Origin of the sequence: Candidatus Aquarickettsia rohweri, assembly GCF_003953955.1 — a bacterium.
GTDB classification, from domain to species: Bacteria; Pseudomonadota; Alphaproteobacteria; order Rickettsiales; family Midichloriaceae; genus Aquirickettsia; species Aquirickettsia rohweri.
This window is the reverse complement of sequence record NZ_RXFM01000014.1, coordinates 1-18,951: the sequence shown is the minus strand read 5'-3', so window position 1 is coordinate 18,951 and position 18,951 is coordinate 1. Positions and strand designations below refer to the sequence as shown.

General features: G+C 27.6%; 22 protein-coding genes. 15 read left to right on the top strand and 7 right to left on the bottom strand.

What is annotated here, in order from left to right; all coding sequences use genetic code 11:
• Window positions 1–173 precede the first annotated feature (173 nt).
• The 4 genes from EIC27_RS01665 to EIC27_RS01650 form a co-directional block, all read right to left on the bottom strand.
• The gene (locus tag EIC27_RS01665) at window positions 174–422 is read right to left on the bottom strand and encodes a hypothetical protein (RefSeq protein WP_126044427.1); all 249 of its coding nucleotides are present in this window, start codon (window positions 420–422) and stop codon (window positions 174–176) included.
• Window positions 406–906, bottom strand: a complete 501-nt coding sequence (locus EIC27_RS01660) for a hypothetical protein (protein WP_126044426.1) — start codon at window positions 904–906, stop codon at window positions 406–408. The genes EIC27_RS01665 and EIC27_RS01660 overlap by 17 nt, the downstream gene beginning before the upstream one ends.
• A gap of 271 nt (window positions 907–1,177) precedes the next feature.
• Window positions 1,178–2,650: an ABC transporter ATP-binding protein gene (locus EIC27_RS01655; protein ID WP_240627062.1), complete on the bottom strand. Its 1,473-nt coding sequence runs from the start codon at window positions 2,648–2,650 to the stop codon at window positions 1,178–1,180.
• A 56-nt stretch (window positions 2,651–2,706) separates the two neighbouring features.
• On the bottom strand, window positions 2,707–2,865 hold the full coding sequence (locus tag EIC27_RS01650; RefSeq protein WP_162298296.1) for a hypothetical protein: 159 nt from the start codon (window positions 2,863–2,865) through the stop codon (window positions 2,707–2,709).
• Window positions 2,866–3,014: 149 nt separating this feature from the next.
• Between EIC27_RS01650 and EIC27_RS01645 the strand changes: the two genes are divergently transcribed.
• On the top strand, window positions 3,015–3,227 hold the full coding sequence (locus tag EIC27_RS01645; protein WP_126044423.1) for a hypothetical protein: 213 nt from the start codon (window positions 3,015–3,017) through the stop codon (window positions 3,225–3,227).
• A 520-nt stretch (window positions 3,228–3,747) separates the two neighbouring features.
• Here the strand turns inward: EIC27_RS01645 and murB are convergent.
• Window positions 3,748–4,641 carry a UDP-N-acetylmuramate dehydrogenase gene (gene murB / locus EIC27_RS01640; protein WP_126044422.1) on the bottom strand — a complete coding sequence of 298 codons (894 nt, stop codon included), beginning with the start codon at window positions 4,639–4,641 and terminating at the stop codon, window positions 3,748–3,750.
• Window positions 4,642–4,657: 16 nt separating this feature from the next.
• On the opposite strand from murB, the gene prfB reads away from it, so the two are divergent.
• Window positions 4,658–5,780, top strand: a protein-coding gene (gene prfB / locus EIC27_RS01635; protein WP_126044421.1) for a peptide chain release factor 2 whose coding sequence is annotated in 2 segments (ribosomal slippage) — window positions 4,658–4,726 and window positions 4,728–5,780 — 1,122 coding nt in all. Because the reading frame shifts where the segments join, the coding sequence is not laid out codon by codon here.
• Window positions 5,781–5,858: 78 nt separating this feature from the next.
• The gene (locus EIC27_RS01630; protein ID WP_410519456.1) at window positions 5,859–6,425 is read left to right on the top strand and encodes a cell cycle transcriptional regulator TrcR; all 567 of its coding nucleotides are present in this window, start codon (window positions 5,859–5,861) and stop codon (window positions 6,423–6,425) included.
• A gap of 46 nt (window positions 6,426–6,471) precedes the next feature.
• On the opposite strand, the gene EIC27_RS01625 is transcribed toward EIC27_RS01630, so the two are convergent.
• Entirely contained in the window at window positions 6,472–7,566 is a 1,095-nt protein-coding gene (locus tag EIC27_RS01625; protein WP_126044419.1) for a cysteine desulfurase family protein, read from the bottom strand.
• A gap of 75 nt (window positions 7,567–7,641) precedes the next feature.
• Between EIC27_RS01625 and EIC27_RS01620 the strand changes: the two genes are divergently transcribed.
• The 7 genes from EIC27_RS01620 (at window position 7,642) to EIC27_RS06950 (ending at window position 11,730) form a co-directional block, all read left to right on the top strand.
• Window positions 7,642–8,340 (top strand): alpha/beta fold hydrolase, encoded by a 699-nt coding sequence (locus EIC27_RS01620; protein WP_154511027.1) that lies wholly within the window; start codon window positions 7,642–7,644, stop codon window positions 8,338–8,340.
• 21 nt (window positions 8,341–8,361) lie between these two features.
• A complete protein-coding gene (tgt, locus tag EIC27_RS01615) occupies window positions 8,362–9,447 on the top strand; it encodes a tRNA guanosine(34) transglycosylase Tgt (protein ID WP_126044418.1) in 1,086 nt (361 codons plus the stop codon).
• 70 nt (window positions 9,448–9,517) lie between these two features.
• Window positions 9,518–10,240: a F0F1 ATP synthase subunit A gene (locus EIC27_RS01610; RefSeq protein WP_126044417.1), complete on the top strand. Its 723-nt coding sequence runs from the start codon at window positions 9,518–9,520 to the stop codon at window positions 10,238–10,240.
• A gap of 30 nt (window positions 10,241–10,270) precedes the next feature.
• Window positions 10,271–10,498 (top strand): F0F1 ATP synthase subunit C, encoded by a 228-nt coding sequence (locus EIC27_RS01605; RefSeq protein ID WP_126044416.1) that lies wholly within the window; start codon window positions 10,271–10,273, stop codon window positions 10,496–10,498.
• A gap of 12 nt (window positions 10,499–10,510) precedes the next feature.
• Window positions 10,511–10,945 (top strand): ATP synthase subunit B family protein, encoded by a 435-nt coding sequence (locus EIC27_RS01600; protein ID WP_126044415.1) that lies wholly within the window; start codon window positions 10,511–10,513, stop codon window positions 10,943–10,945.
• Entirely contained in the window at window positions 10,945–11,418 is a 474-nt protein-coding gene (locus EIC27_RS01595; RefSeq protein WP_126044414.1) for a hypothetical protein, read from the top strand. The genes EIC27_RS01600 and EIC27_RS01595 overlap by 1 nt, the downstream gene beginning before the upstream one ends.
• 150 nt (window positions 11,419–11,568) lie before the next feature.
• Window positions 11,569–11,730: a hypothetical protein gene (locus EIC27_RS06950; RefSeq protein ID WP_154663836.1), complete on the top strand. Its 162-nt coding sequence runs from the start codon at window positions 11,569–11,571 to the stop codon at window positions 11,728–11,730.
• Window positions 11,731–11,871: 141 nt separating this feature from the next.
• Here EIC27_RS06950 and EIC27_RS01585 read toward each other — a convergent pair whose 3' ends face one another.
• Window positions 11,872–12,636 carry a hypothetical protein gene (locus tag EIC27_RS01585; protein ID WP_126044412.1) on the bottom strand — a complete coding sequence of 255 codons (765 nt, stop codon included), beginning with the start codon at window positions 12,634–12,636 and terminating at the stop codon, window positions 11,872–11,874.
• A 324-nt stretch (window positions 12,637–12,960) separates the two neighbouring features.
• On the opposite strand from EIC27_RS01585, the gene EIC27_RS01580 reads away from it, so the two are divergent.
• The 5 genes from EIC27_RS01580 (at window position 12,961) to tnpA (ending at window position 18,870) form a co-directional block, all read left to right on the top strand.
• On the top strand, window positions 12,961–13,527 hold the full coding sequence (locus EIC27_RS01580; protein WP_126044411.1) for a carboxymuconolactone decarboxylase family protein: 567 nt from the start codon (window positions 12,961–12,963) through the stop codon (window positions 13,525–13,527).
• A gap of 9 nt (window positions 13,528–13,536) precedes the next feature.
• Window positions 13,537–14,892 carry a ribosome biogenesis GTPase Der gene (gene der, locus EIC27_RS01575; protein WP_162298295.1) on the top strand — a complete coding sequence of 452 codons (1,356 nt, stop codon included), beginning with the start codon at window positions 13,537–13,539 and terminating at the stop codon, window positions 14,890–14,892.
• A gap of 152 nt (window positions 14,893–15,044) precedes the next feature.
• Window positions 15,045–16,310: a diguanylate cyclase gene (locus EIC27_RS01570; protein WP_276310318.1), complete on the top strand. Its 1,266-nt coding sequence runs from the start codon at window positions 15,045–15,047 to the stop codon at window positions 16,308–16,310.
• 90 nt (window positions 16,311–16,400) lie between these two features.
• The gene (gene htpG / locus EIC27_RS01565; protein WP_126044408.1) at window positions 16,401–18,287 is read left to right on the top strand and encodes a molecular chaperone HtpG; all 1,887 of its coding nucleotides are present in this window, start codon (window positions 16,401–16,403) and stop codon (window positions 18,285–18,287) included.
• Between the two features lie 241 nt (window positions 18,288–18,528).
• Complete coding sequence (gene tnpA / locus EIC27_RS01560) at window positions 18,529–18,870, top strand: IS66 family insertion sequence element accessory protein TnpA (RefSeq protein WP_126044407.1); 342 nt, start codon at window positions 18,529–18,531, stop codon at window positions 18,868–18,870.
• The last annotated feature ends 81 nt before the right edge of the window (window positions 18,871–18,951 follow it).

Genomic DNA, 18,951 nt, shown 5'->3' with positions numbered 1-18,951 from the left:
TTCTTTTTTTCTAATAGCATCATTAGCCTCTATTTTTTTAGGCTTTTGTTCTACCACTTATTTTTATTCTTGCCTAGATGCCCTTATTTTAGCGCTTACAAATATACATATAGCTCATACTAATAAAGCAATATAATAAAAAGTATCAAGCAAAAATTGCTTTTTGATAGTTATTACATTTCTACTAAATCTTTGAGCTCAATATCAATAGGTGTTATGCTTAATAAAATTCTATCTCCTTGCAGATCAGGTGACCTGTGCAATATACCTTCCTTTAGATTATTATCTAGAAAAAAATATCCTATCTGCCCATAATGTGGAATAACAATATTCTTTCTATCAAAAGAATCAATCCTATCCTTATCTTCAATGACTCTATCCCAATTATCAGCTTGCTCAATATCACTAATAACTTTCTCCATATATCATAGTACCATTTCCAATTAATGGGACTACAAACCTCTGATCGCTTGCTTTACCACACAAATCCTTAGGTATTTTTCCACTTAAACATTTTCTTATAACTTCATTTCCATCTGTATGCCATTCTGAATCAGCATTATTCCTAACCACTTTATTTTCTACAATTAACTCTACAAATGCATCATAAAATCCTAATGGTTCTATTACAGATTTAATTGCATATTCAATAAGAAATTTAAATTTATTAGTACATTCATTTTTATCTGTTAATAATCTACAACCTATAAAATTATCAAAATTTGTACCATTAATATCTGAGAAGTAAAAATCTAAAACAGTATCCTTCATTACTAAAAGTTGTTCCACATACAAATTATCATCTGAAGAAAACTGTATAGGCGCAACACCAAATTTATTATTATTGTTATGTTTTTTTACTATCTCATAACTAATTTCACATTTATTAATTTCGGCTATTCCCATGGCTCACACTAAAAATCAAAGTAGCCATTATACTTTGAAAGAGAAAAAAGTCAATATATTTATATATACTCATTCATGGCTTTGTTGCAACTAGCTTAAATACACAGTATAAGGCAAAACAACAATGGAAAAAATACATAAGAAGCAAAGTTTATAGATTTAGTAACAGGTTTCAAGAATCGACATTTTACAGAAGAAGTTATGATTGGATATATTAAGCGGCATTAGTTATTGCAAATTACCCAAAAGTATCTACATCACTACAACAGTATTAAAAAATCAAAAAATCACTTTGCAAATTCCATAATTTTCTATACTTTCCATTTTCTTTTAACATTAGATCTTTATGACTACCTTCTTCAATAATTTTTCCATTATCAATTACTAAAATTCTATCAAGATTTTTGAGAGTTGAAAGACGATGTGCAATTACTATTAAAGTTTTATCAGATTTTTTAATTATATTTTGTGTTGTTTCTTGTATGCATTTTTCTGTTATACTATCAAGCGCTGAAGTTGCTTCATCAAAAATTAAAATTGGTGAAGCTTTTAAAAGTGCCCGTGCAATTGCAATTCTTTGTCTTTGACCCACTGATATTTTTATTCCTCTTTCTCCAATAATAGTATCATATTTATTTGGTAAATTTTGAATAAATTCATCTGTATTAGCATGTTTTGCTGCTATTATCATATCTTGCACAGTTGCTTTTTTATTGCCTTGTAAAATATTATCTTTAATACTTCTATGAAAAAGCATTATATCTTGTGGAACAATAGACATGTAATCATATAAATACTCTTCTTTAATATCATTTATATTTTGTCCATCTATTAATATTTTACCTGAATTAACTTTAAAAAATCTTAGTAGCAGATTCACAATTGTAGATTTGCCTACTCCAGATACTCCAACCAACCCAACTTTTTCTCCTGACTGTATAATGAGATTAAAATTATTTAAAATCAATTTTTCTCTTATATATCCAAATTTAACATTATTAAATTCAATCTTCCCATTTCTAATAGCAATTTTTTTAGAACTCGATTTATTAATTAAATCATGTTTTTCCTCTAGGATCGTAAAAGATTGCTTTAAATCTCCAATAGATGCATGTAAATCACGAAAATTCAAAATTGCATGCCATAATTCATTACTTGCAGCAAAAATAATACCAAATACAAAAGCAAAATCGCCAATTGTTATCAATCCCTGATTTTTTAAATAAATCATTGCCCATAAAATTGACGCAAGCAAAACCCAATAAAATAAACTAGCAATAATTTGAACCTTAAAGTCATATTTATACATTGATACTTCTTTTGGAATTGTATCTTTATCTAATTCAGTTTTTAATTTTCTTAGCTCTTTATTTCTTATATTAAATATTTTAGTTGTAATAATATTTGATATATTATCTGCAATAAGGCCAAACAACTTATGTTTAGATTCACTTACTTTATTAGAATATTCTGAAAGTTTATCGGTCAGTTTATACATAGAAATTATAAAAAATATAGACCAAATAAATATAAAAATACCAAGCCAAATATTCACAATAGACAACGCAAAAGTTGTTATTATAAATGAGGCAAAAGGACTTAATAATTTATGATGAATTGTTCCTGATATGTCATCATAACCTGATAAAATACCTTTTATTTTACTTGTGATTGCACCAATATGATTATTTTGAAAATATGAATATGAGTGTTTTTGAACATATGCAAAAGATTTAGTAAGAATCTCTTTTCTTACATATGGTTCAGCTCTCCATTCAGCCCAATTAGATATCCTCCAAATTACATCAATATACGCTTGTGTAAATATAAAAGAGTTATTGGAGCTATTATTGTATATAAGTTCAAACTTGTATCTAACACCATTTCATCTATTAACATCTTAACAACATAACTATTAAGACTAATATAAAAACCACCTAAAATTGGAGCAAGCATCATAAGTAAATAATAACCCCAATATGGCTTTATACATTCCCAAAAGAAATTGAATAGCTTATGATTATTTATCATTTACATAAATTTGTTTTTATTGAATGTGTGTAGGTTATATCATATACTTTTAAGTACATAAGTGAATAAAATTAACAATGAAGGAAGAAAAAAACAACAATAAACCAACAAATAGTACTGCAACTATTAAGAAAGAGGAAAGCAACTTTATTAAGGATTGTAAGGCAATGCAAGAAGAAATTGATAACTGTACTAATAATAACAATGATATATATCACCTTGAAAAACTTCGAAATAAAAAGAATTATAAAGTAGATTGCAACAATGATAAATACTGCCACTCTAATTAGGATATTAATAATATCAATGATCCCTTTAATGAGAATCATGTTTCTTACTTTGAATCTTATTTTCTTAATTGGCTCTTTAATTCATGTTGTTAGTATTAACTAAAACTTATAACTTCAATTATTTAATATTTAATATCTAATGCTAATCTGAATTGGATATAAGAAGTTAGAAATTTATACCAGATATTGTGGTAATGATGAGAAGTATTTCTCAACAGTCATCACGAATTAGTAATGTAATTCATACTGTATAGCTAATTCCTTATAATTTAGCTATAGTGATCCAGAATTGTTGTCGTATTTACATTTGTTGATAACCTTTGTGGATTGACGCGAGCAATAAAATGCTCTCGCAGTAACTATATTGCTAACTAAACGTGTGTTCAATTGGTCTTATGCAATATTTCTTGCCTCTTAGAAAGCAATTCTTATCTCCAGATCGAGTTAATATTAATAATTTAATTCATAACAATTATTCAAAAAATGATAGCTTTTTTGAACCATGCTCTTGTGATAGTAATTAATGGCCTAGAATCTTTATTTCTTCCTCTAAATTAATATTAAACTGCTTTTTAACTTTTTGACGAGCAAGCATAATTAAGCTTTCTAAATCTGAAGATTTTGCATATCTTGCATTGATAAGAAAATTACAGTGTAATTCTGAAAATTTTGCCCCACCAATTTGTTTGCCTCTCAATTCACACTCATCAATCAATTTCCATGCTTTTTGATCAGGTGGATTTTTAAAAGTTGAGCCTCCAGTTTTTGATTTTATAGGTTGGGTAGAAGAACGTGCATCTTGAATATTATCAATTGTTTTTTGAATTTTGATTTTATCACCAAAATAGCCTTTAAATTTTGCTTCAAAAAACATCCATTCACTACTTAACTTTTTTCCACGATAGCAATAACCAATCTCAGGAGTTAAAAAAGTCTTTATCTCAGATGTAACAATATTAATTGCCTTTGCTTCAATCAAAACGTTTGATGTATCATTTCCATATGCACCAGCATTCATAGCAAGAGCCCCACCAATGCTACCAGGAATACCAGCAAAGAACTCAAGCCCCGCTATTGAATTTTTTGCAGCATAATTTGCTACATTTAAATCCAAAACTGCACATCCTGCTGTAATAATATTTTCTTTGTGATTAATATAATTAAACCCTGCTCCAAGCCTAATCATTACACCTCTCACGCCTCCCTCACGTATTAACATATTTGAACCCACACCCATAACATAAATAGGTATGTCTTCAGGCCTGTTAGATAAAAAAAATCTTAAATCATCAATATCTTTTGGTATAAAAAGAATATCAACTACACCACTTGTTTTAAACCAGCACATCTTTCCAATGTCTGCATTTTCTCTGTACTTTCCTTTAATTTTTGGTAATGTGTCAATAAGAGACATAATTATTTTATAAACTATGGATACGGAAATTTTACAAATAAAGAATAGCATAAAAAAGTCATTAGAGCTACTAAGAGGTTATCTTTGACTTAGAGGTTGCAAAAGAGAGATTAAAAAAATTATCATTAGAAGTTGAAGATCCTAATTTATGGTCAAATCAAACAAGAGCAAAAGCAACACTCAAGGAAAAAACATATCTAGAAACTAATATTGAAAAGATAGTTACTATAGAAGAAGACTTAAAATCATATATCGAAATGATAGAACTTGCAGAAATAGAAGGTGATGAAGAAATATTTAAAGAAACATTAGAGCAACTTAAAAAATTAAGTGAATCAGTCAAAAATCAAGAAATAGAATGCTTATTAAGTGATGAACTAGATGAAAATGGTTGCTTTCTTGAAATTCATTCTGGTGCCGGTGGAACTGAAAGTGATGATTGGGCATCTATGCTAATGAGAATGTATCAAAGATGGATAGAGAGACATAAGTTTCATTATGAAATTGTTGATAGTTTAATTGGCGATGAAGCTGGTATCAAATCAGTCACTCTTAAAATCCAGGGCAAAAATGCTTTTGGCTGGTTAAAAACAGAAAGAGGAGTTCATAGACTTGTTAGAATATCTCCTTTTAATAGTGCTGGGAAAAGACATACTAGCTTTGCAAGTGTATGGGTGTATCCTAAAATAGATAATGATGTATCTGTAGATATTAATGAAGCTGATTTAAGAATTGATACATATCGTTCATCTGGTGCTGGTGGACAACACGTCAATACAACAGATAGCGCAGTAAGAATAACTCATCTACCTTCCAAAACAGTTGTTCAATGCCAAAATAACAGGTCTCAACATAAAAATAAAGAAGAGTGTATGTCTATGCTTAAATCAAAATTATATGAACTAGAACTAAAAAAACTTGAAGCCAAAGATGATAAAAAGGACTCTGAAAAAACTCAAATAGGATGGGGTAATCAAATTCGTTCATATGTTCTGCATCCATATAAAATGGTCAAGGATCTGCGTACTCAATTCCAAACTTCAAATACAACAGCAGTTCTTGATGGCAACATCGACCAATTTATTTATGAAGCATTAATCACATCTACAATTGGACAAGGAATGAAAATCAAAGGTTAAATATAGATTTTGATAAATTTAAAAATGATTACTTGAAGAAAATTGCCTATTCTGTTATTAGTAAATTAAAATTTTTTTATAAAAATTAAGATGGATTACCCTTTAATGCCTAAGGCTACAGCAGTATGGCTAGTAGAAAACACAAGCCTTACTTTTGATCAGATAGCTAATTTTTGTGGACTACATGTACTTGAAGTGCAGGGTATAGCCGATGGAGAAGTTGCTAAAGGTATCAAAGGAGTTGATCCTATTACACACGGTCAAATTACGTCCCAAGAACTACACAAGTGTGAAGATGATTCAAACGCTCAATTAACTCTTTCAGCTTCTGCAATAAAATTAATGAAAGAACAAGAAATTAGTAATAAAAAAGGTAAGTATGTTCCTGTTGCTAGAAGACAAGACAAGCCAAATGCAATATTATGGCTATTAAAAAATTGCCCTGAATTAACTGATGCCCAGATATCAAAATTAATTGGTACAACGAAAAACACAATTAATTTAATTAAAAATAAAACACACTGGAATTATACAAACTTACGCGCTAAAGATCCAGTTTTACTAGGTCTATGCACTCAAGCTGATCTTAACTATATTACTGAAATTGCTAAACAAAAAGCTGCACTTAAAAAGGAAAAAAATTAAACACTCAGTTACTCTCAATGTTATTTGTTATTAATTTAAGTTTGAGCTAATTATTCTGTTTATATAGATCTTTCCATAAGCAACAAAACCTCTCAATTTCCTCCATGTTGTTACATGGTCCCAAACTTACCCTTATAGAATTTTTTGCTATATAATCAGGATAACTCATTGATAATTGAACCCTAGGCAATTCTATTTTACCTGAAGAACAAGCAGAACCTGCACTTACTGAAATCCCATTTAAGTCAAAATAAATTAATTGTGTTTCAGAATTTACATTCGGCATATATATTGAAGATGTATTTGGCAATCTCTTTGCTCCATCACCAAAAACAATTATATCATTTGAAATATCTTTTAAAGATTTTTCTAAAAATTTCCTTAATGTAATAGTTTGGCTAAATTCTTCTTTAATTTTGTCTAAAGATTTAAATGCTGTTGCCATACCATAAATTGCAAATAAATTTTGTGTTCCTGATCTTAATCTAAATTCTTGACCTCCCCCAAAAAATATTGGAGCTAAAATTAGGTTTTTATTATAAATTAATGCCCCTGCTCCAACTGGACCTCCAAATTTATGTGAACTAAATGTTATTAAATCTATACCCTCTAAATTAACATCTACTCTTCCAATAGCTTGCGTAATATCGCAATGAAATGTAACATCATACTGCTGTATAAGATTTACAATATCTTGAATAGGTTGAATAGTACCAATTTCATTGTTAGCATACATTATAGATAAAAGTATTTTTTTATCTTTATTTTTATCAAGATAATTTTTAAGAAATTTTAAATCAACAATACCTTGAGTATCTACAGGAATAACACCCTCTCCAATAACATTTACTACTGCAGGATGCTCAATACAACTACAAATCTTTTTATGTTCAGGAAAATTTTTCAGTACAATATTATTTGCCTCAGTACATCCACTTGTAAAAATTAACTCATGACTATTATTTAAATTAAGACGCGCTTTTATTATTTCTCTAGACTTTTCAAGAAATTTTCTGGCAATCCGTCCATTTTTATGTAAAGATGAGGGGTTTAATGGTATTTTACAAATATCAGAAATAGCCAACCAAACTTTATCATTAATTGGAGAAGTTGCATTATGATCAAAATAAATCTGTTTCATTATTATTTTTATTTTGATTTTTTATAGTTTCATAGTATTTAACTTAATTATAAAACAATTAATAGTATTTTTTAAATGATAAAAGAAGTTATTTTTAATGGTGAAGCTGGCAGGCTAGAAGGTAAATATAGCCAAAGTGAAGAAAAATTTGCTCCAGCTGCGCTTATATTACACCCTCATCCTCTCCATGGTGGCACAATGAACAATAAAGTTGTTTATCACACTTTTCATACTTTTGTAAAAAATAATTTCTCCGTTTTAAGATTTAATTTCAGAGGAGTTGGTAAATCTCTCGGTAGTTTTGATCAAGGAAATGGTGAATTAATAGATACAGCAACTGCAATGGATTGGTTGCAATCAAAAAATCCCGAAGCATCAAGTTACTGGGTTATAGGATTCTCTTTTGGAGCTTGGATTGCAATGCAATTATTAATGAGAAGACCTGAAATAGATAGTTTCATTACAATTGCACCTCCTACTACATCTTATGATTTTAATTTTTTATCACCATGTCCTGCTCCAGGACTTATAATTCAAGGTACTGAGGATGACATATCTAAAGAAGAAGATACATATACCTTATATGAAAAATTATCAAAACAAAGAAACAATGAAATTGAGTATGTTGCAATAGATGGAGCTAATCATTTCTTTACTAATCATATGGATAAATTAACAAATACTATAGATACTTATATTAAACCTAGGTCTACTAGACCCACACAGCCAAAAAAAATTAGAAGAGATAGAAAAAGAAAAGTCTCTGAAATTTAGCATATCTAATTTTCTTTATATATGTCCATCAAATTTAAAATATTAGATTCTTGCAATGATTCAAGAACTGGAATTATTTATACTGCTAATGGACAAATTAATACCCCTGTTTTCATGCCAGTTGGAACTTTAGCAACAGTTAAATCTATGCTTCCTGAGTCTTTGATTAAAACAGGTGCTGATATAATACTAGGAAACACTTATCATTTAATGTTACGCCCAGGAGAAGATGTAATATCAAATTTAGGTGGACTTCATCAATTTATGAATTGGCAAAAACCAATATTAACTGATTCAGGTGGCTTTCAAGTTATGTCATTAGCCAAACTTAGAAAAATTTCTGATGACGGAGTTGAGTTTCGTTCACATATAGATGGTAAGAAGTATTTTCTATCTCCAAAAAAGTCTATAGAAATACAACACAAACTTGATAGTAATATAACAATGATATTTGATGAATGCACTCCATACCCAGTGAATTATGAATATGCAAAAGAATCTATGCATCTATCACTAAAATGGGCAAGAGAATCTAAGGACAATTTCATAGATAGAGAAGGATATGGAATATTTGGAATTATTCAAGGAAGTATATTTGAGGATTTAAGAAAAGAAAGTACAACAAAGCTAAAAGACATTGAATTTGATGGATATGCTATTGGAGGACTCGCCGTTGGAGAAGGGCATGACGAAATGCTCAAAGTTTTAGATTTTACTATCCCACATACACCAAATAACAAACCAAGATATTTAATGGGTGTTGGCAAACCAATAGATATAGTAGCATCTGTAAAAAAAGGAATTGATATGTTTGATTGCGTTTTACCAACAAGATCAGGTAGAAATGGCCAGGCCTTTATTACAGGCGGCACTTTAAACATAAAAAATAACCAATATATCTCTGATAATTCTCCGTTGGATAAAAATTGCAATTGTTATACATGCAAAAATTACAGCAAAGCATATCTAAATCATTTAATAAGAAGCAAAGAAATATTAGGCTCTGTACTTATGACATGGCATAATATTTCTTACTATCAAAATTTAATGAGAAAATTAAGAAAATTAATAAATAATGATACACTTTATCAGTATAAAAATGAATAGCTTATTTGAATTTTCAATAAATTGATGATATTACTTTAACGTTAAGAATATAAAGTTAATAGTTGTATAAATGTTGAACCCATTAGAACAATTTCTGGTTAAACCCATAGTATCGTTTACAGTTTTTAGTCATACTGTTTCATTTACTAATTCAACATTAGCATTTTTTGTAACTTATATAATTATTTTACTTTTAACAAAAATAGCATGTAGGAACTCATCATTAATTCCTAATAAAATTCAAGCATGCGGAGAAGCACTTTTTCTTTTAATTGATAATATGCTTATTTCAACTGCAGGTAAACAGTCTCAAAAATTTTTCACATTAATATTTTCACTATTTATGTTTATTTTAGTCAGCAATAGTATTGGAATGATACCTTTTGGATTTACTACAACAAGTCATATATTTGTAACATTTACTTTAGCTATTTTTGTATTTATAACAATAACCATAGTTGGTTTTATTAAAAATGGATTCTCTTACTTTTCACTGTTATTACCAAAAGGAACACCAATTTTTCTAGCACCACTAATTATTCTAATTGAATTATTTGCTTATCTTGCACGCCCTGTAAGCCTATCAATACGTCTGGCAGCTAATATGACCGCAGGTCATGTAGTTCTAAAAGTTCTTGCAACATTTGTTGTTTTATCAGGTTTATTAGGTGTCATGCCTTTTATTTTGTTGACAATATTGACTGGTTTTGAGATATTTATTTCAATTTTGCAGGCTTATATTTTTTCAGTTTTAACTTGTGCATACTTAAGTGATGCATTAAATTTACATTAATATATAACTAATTATTATAAGGAGAAAAAAATGGAATTAGAAGCTTTAAAGTACATCGGAGTTGGATTAAGTTCTATAGCTATGTTTGGTGCTGCTGTTGGGATAGGTAATATTTTTTCAGCATTACTCAATGGTATTGCAAGAAATCCTTCAGCTGAAGAGAAATTAATGAAAGGAGCTTTCATAGGAGCAGGTCTTGCTGAAGCAATGGGTTTATTTGCTTTCTTAATAGCACTATTATTACTCTTTTTTGTCTAAATTTACATAAATATGCCTCACTTAGATTTAACATATTTTTTAAATCAATGCTTTTGGTGTACTTTTATATTTTTGCTTGTTTATTTTACTGCAGGCAAGCAATTTTTTTTAATATACACTAAAACATTAAAAAATAGAAAAGATTTAATTAATGATTATATTGATAAATCAAAAGAAATCTTAGATAAGGCTAAATATATTGAAGAGCAGATAGAAAAATCAAAAAAAATATTATCTAATGATATACAAGAGCAAGAAAAAAATTTAAGAAAAAAAATATTTAATATCAAAAATGAGAGATTGATTACTCTAAAAAAGGATATTGAAAACAAAAATTTAGCTCATAAAATTTTTTTAAATAAACTAAAAGAAAATTTAGTTCAAGATTTTAATCAATACTCAGATGATATTAAAGAAAAAATAAATTTATATTTACTCGAAAAATAATGAATGAAATTATTTGGCTTACTATCTCTTTTTTTATTGTTTTAATTTTTAGTTACAAGCCCATTAAAATTCGTTTAAAGAAATTTACAGATAACCATATATCTAATACACAAAAGCTTATTAATGAGGCGAAGAAAACTCATGATGAAGCTCAAAAATATTTACAAAAATTAGAAATTGAAATTACAGAACAGAACAAATTAAATGCAGAAAAGCTAGCTCAAAGCAAACACCTTATGAATTCAATAAAATTACAGAGCGAAAAAGAAATTGAACAAGAAATTAAAAAGCAATTAGAAATTGCTGAGATACAAAGAAAAAAAGATGAAGAAGCTGTAAAGAAAGAGATAACCCTTAAATTCATCTCAAAAAATATAAAAAAAATATTAAAAGAGATAAATAGCAATAAAAAAAGTAGTTCTTTTTTGAATAAATCTTTAAGTGAATTAGATGAAATTAAAATGAAAAATTAGACTCTTTTTTTTAATTTAAATTAAATATTCTCTAAATTACTATATATAATTTTACTATAATCTCAATGATTAGAAAAATTTAGATTTTTATTAACTTTATAAAATCTATAATATATGTTAATTAGTTCAAAAAAATATTTATGTATAATTTTGGAAAAAAATAAGAACCTAAAATTAAATAACATGCTTAAGGAATTAAGATATCAAAAGTTTAAATTGCTTTCTAAAAAAATTATGAATTTTAATTTATATAAATCATTATCTCTTAAAGAAAAATTTATACTTGATACAATTAAAGAAATTAATAACTAATTAAAAATCATTGTGAGAGCAAAAGGTGCTTGTGGCAATCCAGAGAAATAGCCACAAAACGTAAATAATAGCAATACCCCTGGATCACCACAGTCGGGACTGGCATCCCTCCCTCGTAATAACGAGAGAGGTTATTATTAATTATACTCTTCCTTGGCTCTGACCTTGCCCTGAACTTCTTGCATTTTGCACTTTTTCTACAAAACTCCCAGCCTTTGCTTGTACAGCTCTTCCAGCTTCCCTTACTGCAACTTGCATTTTAGTTCCATGCTCTTGCCTTGTTGCTTTATGAGCATCATGCCTTTTATTAATCTCCGTTAATTTTTCTTGAGCCGCCCTTCTTTGTTGCTCATGCCTTTCTTCAAGTTCAGCTTTTGCAGCTGCAAGATCTGAACCAAGACCATCGTGCGCTTCACCACCTAAATCTAAGTCACGTTTATTTGCAACCTTGTCAATAGCATTTCCAGCTTTTTCAAAAGCTTTATCTAAAGATGCCATTTCTTTTCCTCTAGACCATTCTGCAACTTTCTCTTGTACATTTGCCACAGCCCTTTCTATTTTACATCCAATTTGACATAGCCCTTCATAAACCCATTGTAGTAATGCTGAGTTTTTAATTGCCTGACCAAATTCTTGCAATTTTTTTCCAAAATCTTGAAGCACTTCTTTAAACTTATCCCATGCACCTTTATTAACTTGCTCTTCTAATTTAGCAATTCTTTCCATCATCTCTGTCATCATTTCAGTTTGCTGTTGATTTTGTGCTGATAATTTAGCAATTTCTACTTCTAATGTACTATTTATAGTATCAAATTCACTTGCTGCTTCTTGTACTACTGGTAATGCTTCAACTACAGAATTCACTCCAACTTCTTCATCACCATAACCAAATAATGCTCCAAACATAATCTCCTCCTAATTTTATTGTTAATTAATTACTTATTTAATCTATGACTTAAGCGTAGCATAATCAAAACAATATGCAACTATAAATAGAAAAATTTCTATTTATTGCTATATTTAGTTGTTATAATGTAAAATAAAATATTGATACTCCATTTATGCCATATTCATTGCGAGAGAAATGCAAATGAAGTGCAGCAATCCAGTAATAAATAATAATTAATCGTTTATTTAATAAAATATTCTTCCCTTCTTCACTATTTTTTGGTAAATTGCCAAAAATTATGATAAATTAATATTAAATTCTATTTTTGGGGCCAAAAACAAATGAGCATTCAGAGCATATTAAATCAGCTCCCTCAATATGCGTACGATATTGACAAAAGCATTAGAGAGATATTTTTTCAAGATTTACAAACTTTAGAAAAGTACCAAATTTTTGGTATAGTTCTTACGGCAGGTTATGCACTTAAGCATGAATGCTTACTAAATTACATTAGACCTGAAGCAAAAAGGTATCTTGATAATAATGAAGCTAATGCTTGTAAAATTGCAGCTAGCACCATATCTATGACTAGTATGTATCATAATTTTAAGCACCAAATCAATGATGAAAAAATAAAACAACTGCCATCTATGCTATCTCTAAGTAATCTAAAGAGCCATAATATAGATCAAAAAGATTTTTCTATGTATTGTCTAGTTTCAGCGATAATAAACGGGTGTAAATACTGCATGGACGTTCATATTAGCAAGTTAAGAAAGCATAATTGTTCTTCTGAAATAATACGTGATATAGCTAGGATAGTTTCTGTAATCAAAGCCGCTGGAGATGTATTAGAAATTGAAAGAATGAGAAATTATGATTTTGTTGTTAGAGAAGAAAGCTTTTAAATATTTGCTGTGAAAAAAATAGCAATTATAGGTAGAGAGAATGTTGGTAAATCAACTTTATTCAATAAACTTTGTCAAAAAGAATTATCAATTGTCAATAATCAACCAGGAGTAACTCGAGATTATATAAAACATATAGGAAAATTATTTGATACAGAGTTTGAACTTATTGATACAGCAGGATGGTATTTAAATAAGAACAAAAAAGTTATACCTAACGTTAGAGAAAATACTAAAACTGCAATTGATGAAGTTGATATTATATTTTTTGTTGTAGATGCTAGATCGTCTCTCTCAGAAGAAGATTTAACTCTTGCTAGGTCAGCTAATAAATTACATAAAAAAATCATTCTACTCGCAAACAAATCAGAATCAAATGTGTTTTTATCTCAAAATGATTTAAAAAAACTAGGATTAGGATTAGGAATTTTTATCTCTGCAGAACATAAATTAGGATTTGATCAAATTTATCAACTAATTAAAGATGATATAGATAAAGATAGTAACATATCAAATAAAAATGATGAAAGTTTATCCATTGCTATAATTGGAAGACCAAATGTAGGAAAATCTACATTATTTAATTCAATCTTAGGGTTTGAAAGAAGTTTGGTATCTGATATTGCAGGTACAACAAGAGATTATTTAATTTATAAAATAACTGAGCTAGGGACAAAAATAAACTTAATTGACACTGCAGGAGTGAGAAAAAAATCTAAGATTAATGAAAAAATTGAAGAATTATCTATCAAAAAAACTATATCTGCCATTAAAGCATCTAATATTGTTTTACTAATTATGGATTCTGAAAATGCATTTGAAAAGCAAGATTTAATATTAGCTAATTTAGCTTTGAACCATAATAAATTAATAATTCCTGTAATCAATAAACAAGATTTAATACAAAATATTGACGAATTTAAAGATGAAGTTAGATATTTAATTAAAAAAAAATTACCTCAAATTAAGGATATTTTAACAATTTTTATCAGTGCAAATAAAAAAATTAATAAAAAAAATCTGTTTAAAAAGGTAATTGCTTTATGGAATTTATATAACACTAGAATTCCAACATCTAAACTTAATGACTGGCTAAATAAAACGCTTGAGGCATATAGTATGCCAATTATAAAAAATAATATTAAACTTAAAATAAAGTACGTAAAACAACATTCAATTTGCCCACCAACTTTTGTGTTTTTTGTCAATATTACTAATAAAATGCATATAAATAAAAATTTTGAGAGATTTTTAACCAATTCATTAAGAACTAAATTTATGTTAAGTGGAATACCTATTAATATTTACTTCGTTGAAAGTAAAAATCCATATATTTTACAAAAAAATATTGACTATAGAGTATAATATATACTTAGATTATTATGCGAAACGCCATTGAAACAAATTTGTAATTTTAACTATATTTTGAATAAATGACGGCTAAAATATTAATTGTAGATGACTTAAAATTTAATATAGACCTATTAGAAGAAAAATTACAAGTATAGTTTTATGAAATACATAGAGCTTACAATGGTCAGGACGCTATATCTAAAGCTATAAGCATTAGACCTGATATTATACTAATGGATATTATGATGCCTATAATGGATGGGTTTGGCGCTACTAAAGCTATAAGAAAAACTCCTGAAATTTCTTATATACCCATTATAATAGTCACAGCTTTATCATCTATAGAAGATAAAGTGAATAGTTTTGTTTATGGCGCAGATGATTACATGAATAAACCTATAAACTATTCTTTATTAAAATTACGGATAAAATCATTAATAAGAATGAAATCTTCAATAGATGAGATCATTCTTAGAGCTGGAATAGGTGAAAATTTGCAAAATTTATTATGTGCACCTCTATTAGACGTGGAAATAGCTAATTCAAAAATCTTACTTGTAGACGATAGTGAATTAATACATTCAATATATGATAAATTAGAAAGAAAAAATATAATAGTTGATATTTGCAAAAATCCTGATCAAGCTGTGCAGAAATGTTTAAAAAATAATTATAGCTTAATTATTATTAATTCTGAAATTGTTGATTGTAATGCTATAGATATAGCAGTAAAAATTAGAAATCAGGTGAAGTTAAAGCATATACCTATTCTAATGATAATAGATGAATATGATGAAGATACTTTAATAAAAAATTTAGAAATAGGGATTAATGACTATTTTATAACTCCAGGAGAAATTCGTGAATTAATAGTAAAATCAATAGCACAAGTTAAAAAATTTCATTATATACAAAATTTAAAATCAACATATCTAAAAGATGCTAATATAGATGAATTAACACAAGTATATAATAGAAGGTATTTAGAAATATACTTTAAGAGTTTAATTAAACAACTCCAAAATAACGAAAAAATTTCTATAATTTGCATTATTGATATTGACAACTTCAAACAATTAAATGATACATGGGGTCATATTACTGGAGATAAAATTTTAAAATCTATTGCAAGTATATTAAAAAATAATATTAGAAGCTCAGATTTTATAGCACGTATTGGGGGAGAAGAATTTATTATAATTTTGCATCATTTAACAAAACTAGAGGCAAAATCAGTTATTGAAAAGTTAAGTAAAAATATATTAGAAACTAAATTTTCAGATTATTCTAAAATTAAGACCGTAAAATGCACAATTAGCGCAGGAATTGCTGATATAAATCCAGAGGATACTTTAGCAGAAGCTATAAATAGAGCTGATAAAAATTTATATAAAGCTAAATCTTCTGGCAAAAATACAGTTATTATCTAAATTTTTTAAAATTGTCATGAAAGTGACATTGATTTTAGCAATTTTATAATTATATATCTTTATAAAATTAAATTAAAAATTTGCTCATTTATGACAAAATCTTCTAAACAAATAAAAAAATTCGATGCCGAAGTAGGTAAAGTTTTAAGCCTCATGATTAATTCCATATATACTAATAAAGAAATATTTCTTAGAGAGCTTATTTCTAATGCGTCTGACGCATGTGATAAATTAAGATACGAATCATTAGATAAACCAAAATTGCTTGATAAAAGTGATAATGAATTTAAAATCAAAATAAAAATTGATTCCAAAACAAAAGAACTGATTATTTCAGATAATGGAATAGGAATGAATAAAAAAGATTTAATCAATAATCTAGGTACTATTGCAAATTCAGGAACTCAGAAATTTATTGAGCAATTAAGTAGTAAAAAATCTGATTTAAATCTAATTGGGCAATTTGGAGTAGGATTTTATTCTGCTTTTATGGTATCTGATAAAATTAAAGTTATTACATCAAAAGCAGGTGAAAAAGAAGTATATGAATGGATATCTGACGGCAAAGGTGAGTACTCAATTGAAGATTCAAATGAAGAATTAAAAAGAGGCACCAAAATAATATTAAAAATAAAAGATTCCGAATCTGAATTTTTAGAATCACATAGAATAAGACATATAATAAACACATATTCTGATCATGTCGCATTTCCAATAGAACTTATTCAAGAAGATGGCAAAGAAGAGATAATAAATAAGGCTTCTGCTATTTGGACTAGAAACGCTTCTGATATAACTGAAAAAGAATATGAAGAATTTTTCAATCATGTTTCTCATTTTCCTGGAAAACCATGGATGACACTGCATAATAAAGTCGAAGGGACTGTAGAATATACTAATTTACTCTTCATACCAGATTCTAAGCCATTTGACTTATTTCACCCCGATAGAAAAACACGAGTAAAACTTTATATAAAAAGAGTTTTTATTTCTGAAGAAGGTAACGAACTAATTCCATCATACCTAAGATTTTTAAGAGGTGTAGTCGATTCCGAAGATCTTCCTTTAAATATAAGTAGAGAAACTTTACAACATAATAAAATAGTACAAAAAATTAAAACTTCTATAATAAAAAAAGTATTAAGTAATTTAAAAACTAAAGCTGAAAAAGAACCTAAAGAATATTTAAATTTTTGGAAAAATTTTAGTGAAGTTTTAAAAGAAGGATTATGTGAAAGCACTATTGAAGAAAAAAAATTATTATTAGATATATGTAAATTCAACTCCACTTTATCAGAGAATAATGATTTAATAAGCCTCGACCAATATATTGAGCGAATGGGTTCAAATCAAAATGAAATATACTTTTTAAATGGCAATAATATTGATGCTTTAAGAACTCACCCTCAATTAGAAGGATTCAAGAAAAGGGGAATTGAAGTATTACTTCTAACTGATCATGTTGACAACTTCTGGATTAACGTTGTACATCAATATAAAGATAAAAATTTCAAATCTATTACAAATGAAAAAATTGATTTAAATAAAATAAAAAAAATAGATGATGAAAATAAAACAGAAAATATAAATAAAGATTCTGAAAAAAATACAAAATTAATTAATTTTGTAAAAGAAATTTTAAAAAAAAAGATAAAAGATGTTATAATTTCTTCAAAACTAGTTAGTAGCCCAGCTTGCATTTCAACAGCAGAAGGGGGTATGAACTTACGTATGGAGAAATTTTTGATAGAACAAAATCAGCTTCACTCTAAATCAGCTAAAGTACTTGAAATTAACCCTAATCATCCAATCTTTAAAAAAATTGTGAGCTCACTATTAAATAATAATAAAGATACAGAACTAAATAAAAATCTAATTGAGGTTGTGTATGGACAAGCATGTCTTATAGAAGGTGATTCATTAGATAACCCTAGTGAATTTGCTCATAAACTAAATTCATTACTTGAAAAAATATAAATTTACTCACTTTTAATTCAATATGTATTGCAGAGCATTCTATGCTCTTGCAATCTATATACCATTATATTCTAGTGATTCTCGATATACCTTCACTAACAACTTTACTTACAAAGCTTGTATCATATAAATTTCTTTTATGATGAACATCTTTGTATAAATTATGTAAGCGCTAAAATAAGGGCATCTAGGCAAGAATAAAAATAAGTGGTAGAACAAAAGCCTAAAAAAATAGAGGCTAATGATGCTATTAGAAAAAAAGAAAAAAAGAATAAGTAATGAAAAATGGAAAGAGCTAGTAGAAGAATATAAAAAAAGTAATGTAAGTAAATATGAATTTTGTAAGCAAAAGAATGTGCCGAGAAGTACATTTTATAAATGGCACAGAATTCTTGTAGGAAATAAAAGAAATACAGTAAAAAATAAATTTATACCAATAAGAGTGAAAGAATGCGAAGAAGAAAGAAGTGAAGAAATAAAATCAGAGATGATAATAGAAAGTAAAAAGGGGATAAGAATAGGGTTTAATAAAGGATGCAAAATAGAAGAGATTAAAGCGATAGTAGGAATTTTAGAATGTTAATAGGAAGTATAAGAACCAAAATATTTATATATAATCAAGCATGTGATATGCGCAAATCAATAGATAAGCTTAGTCAGGTAG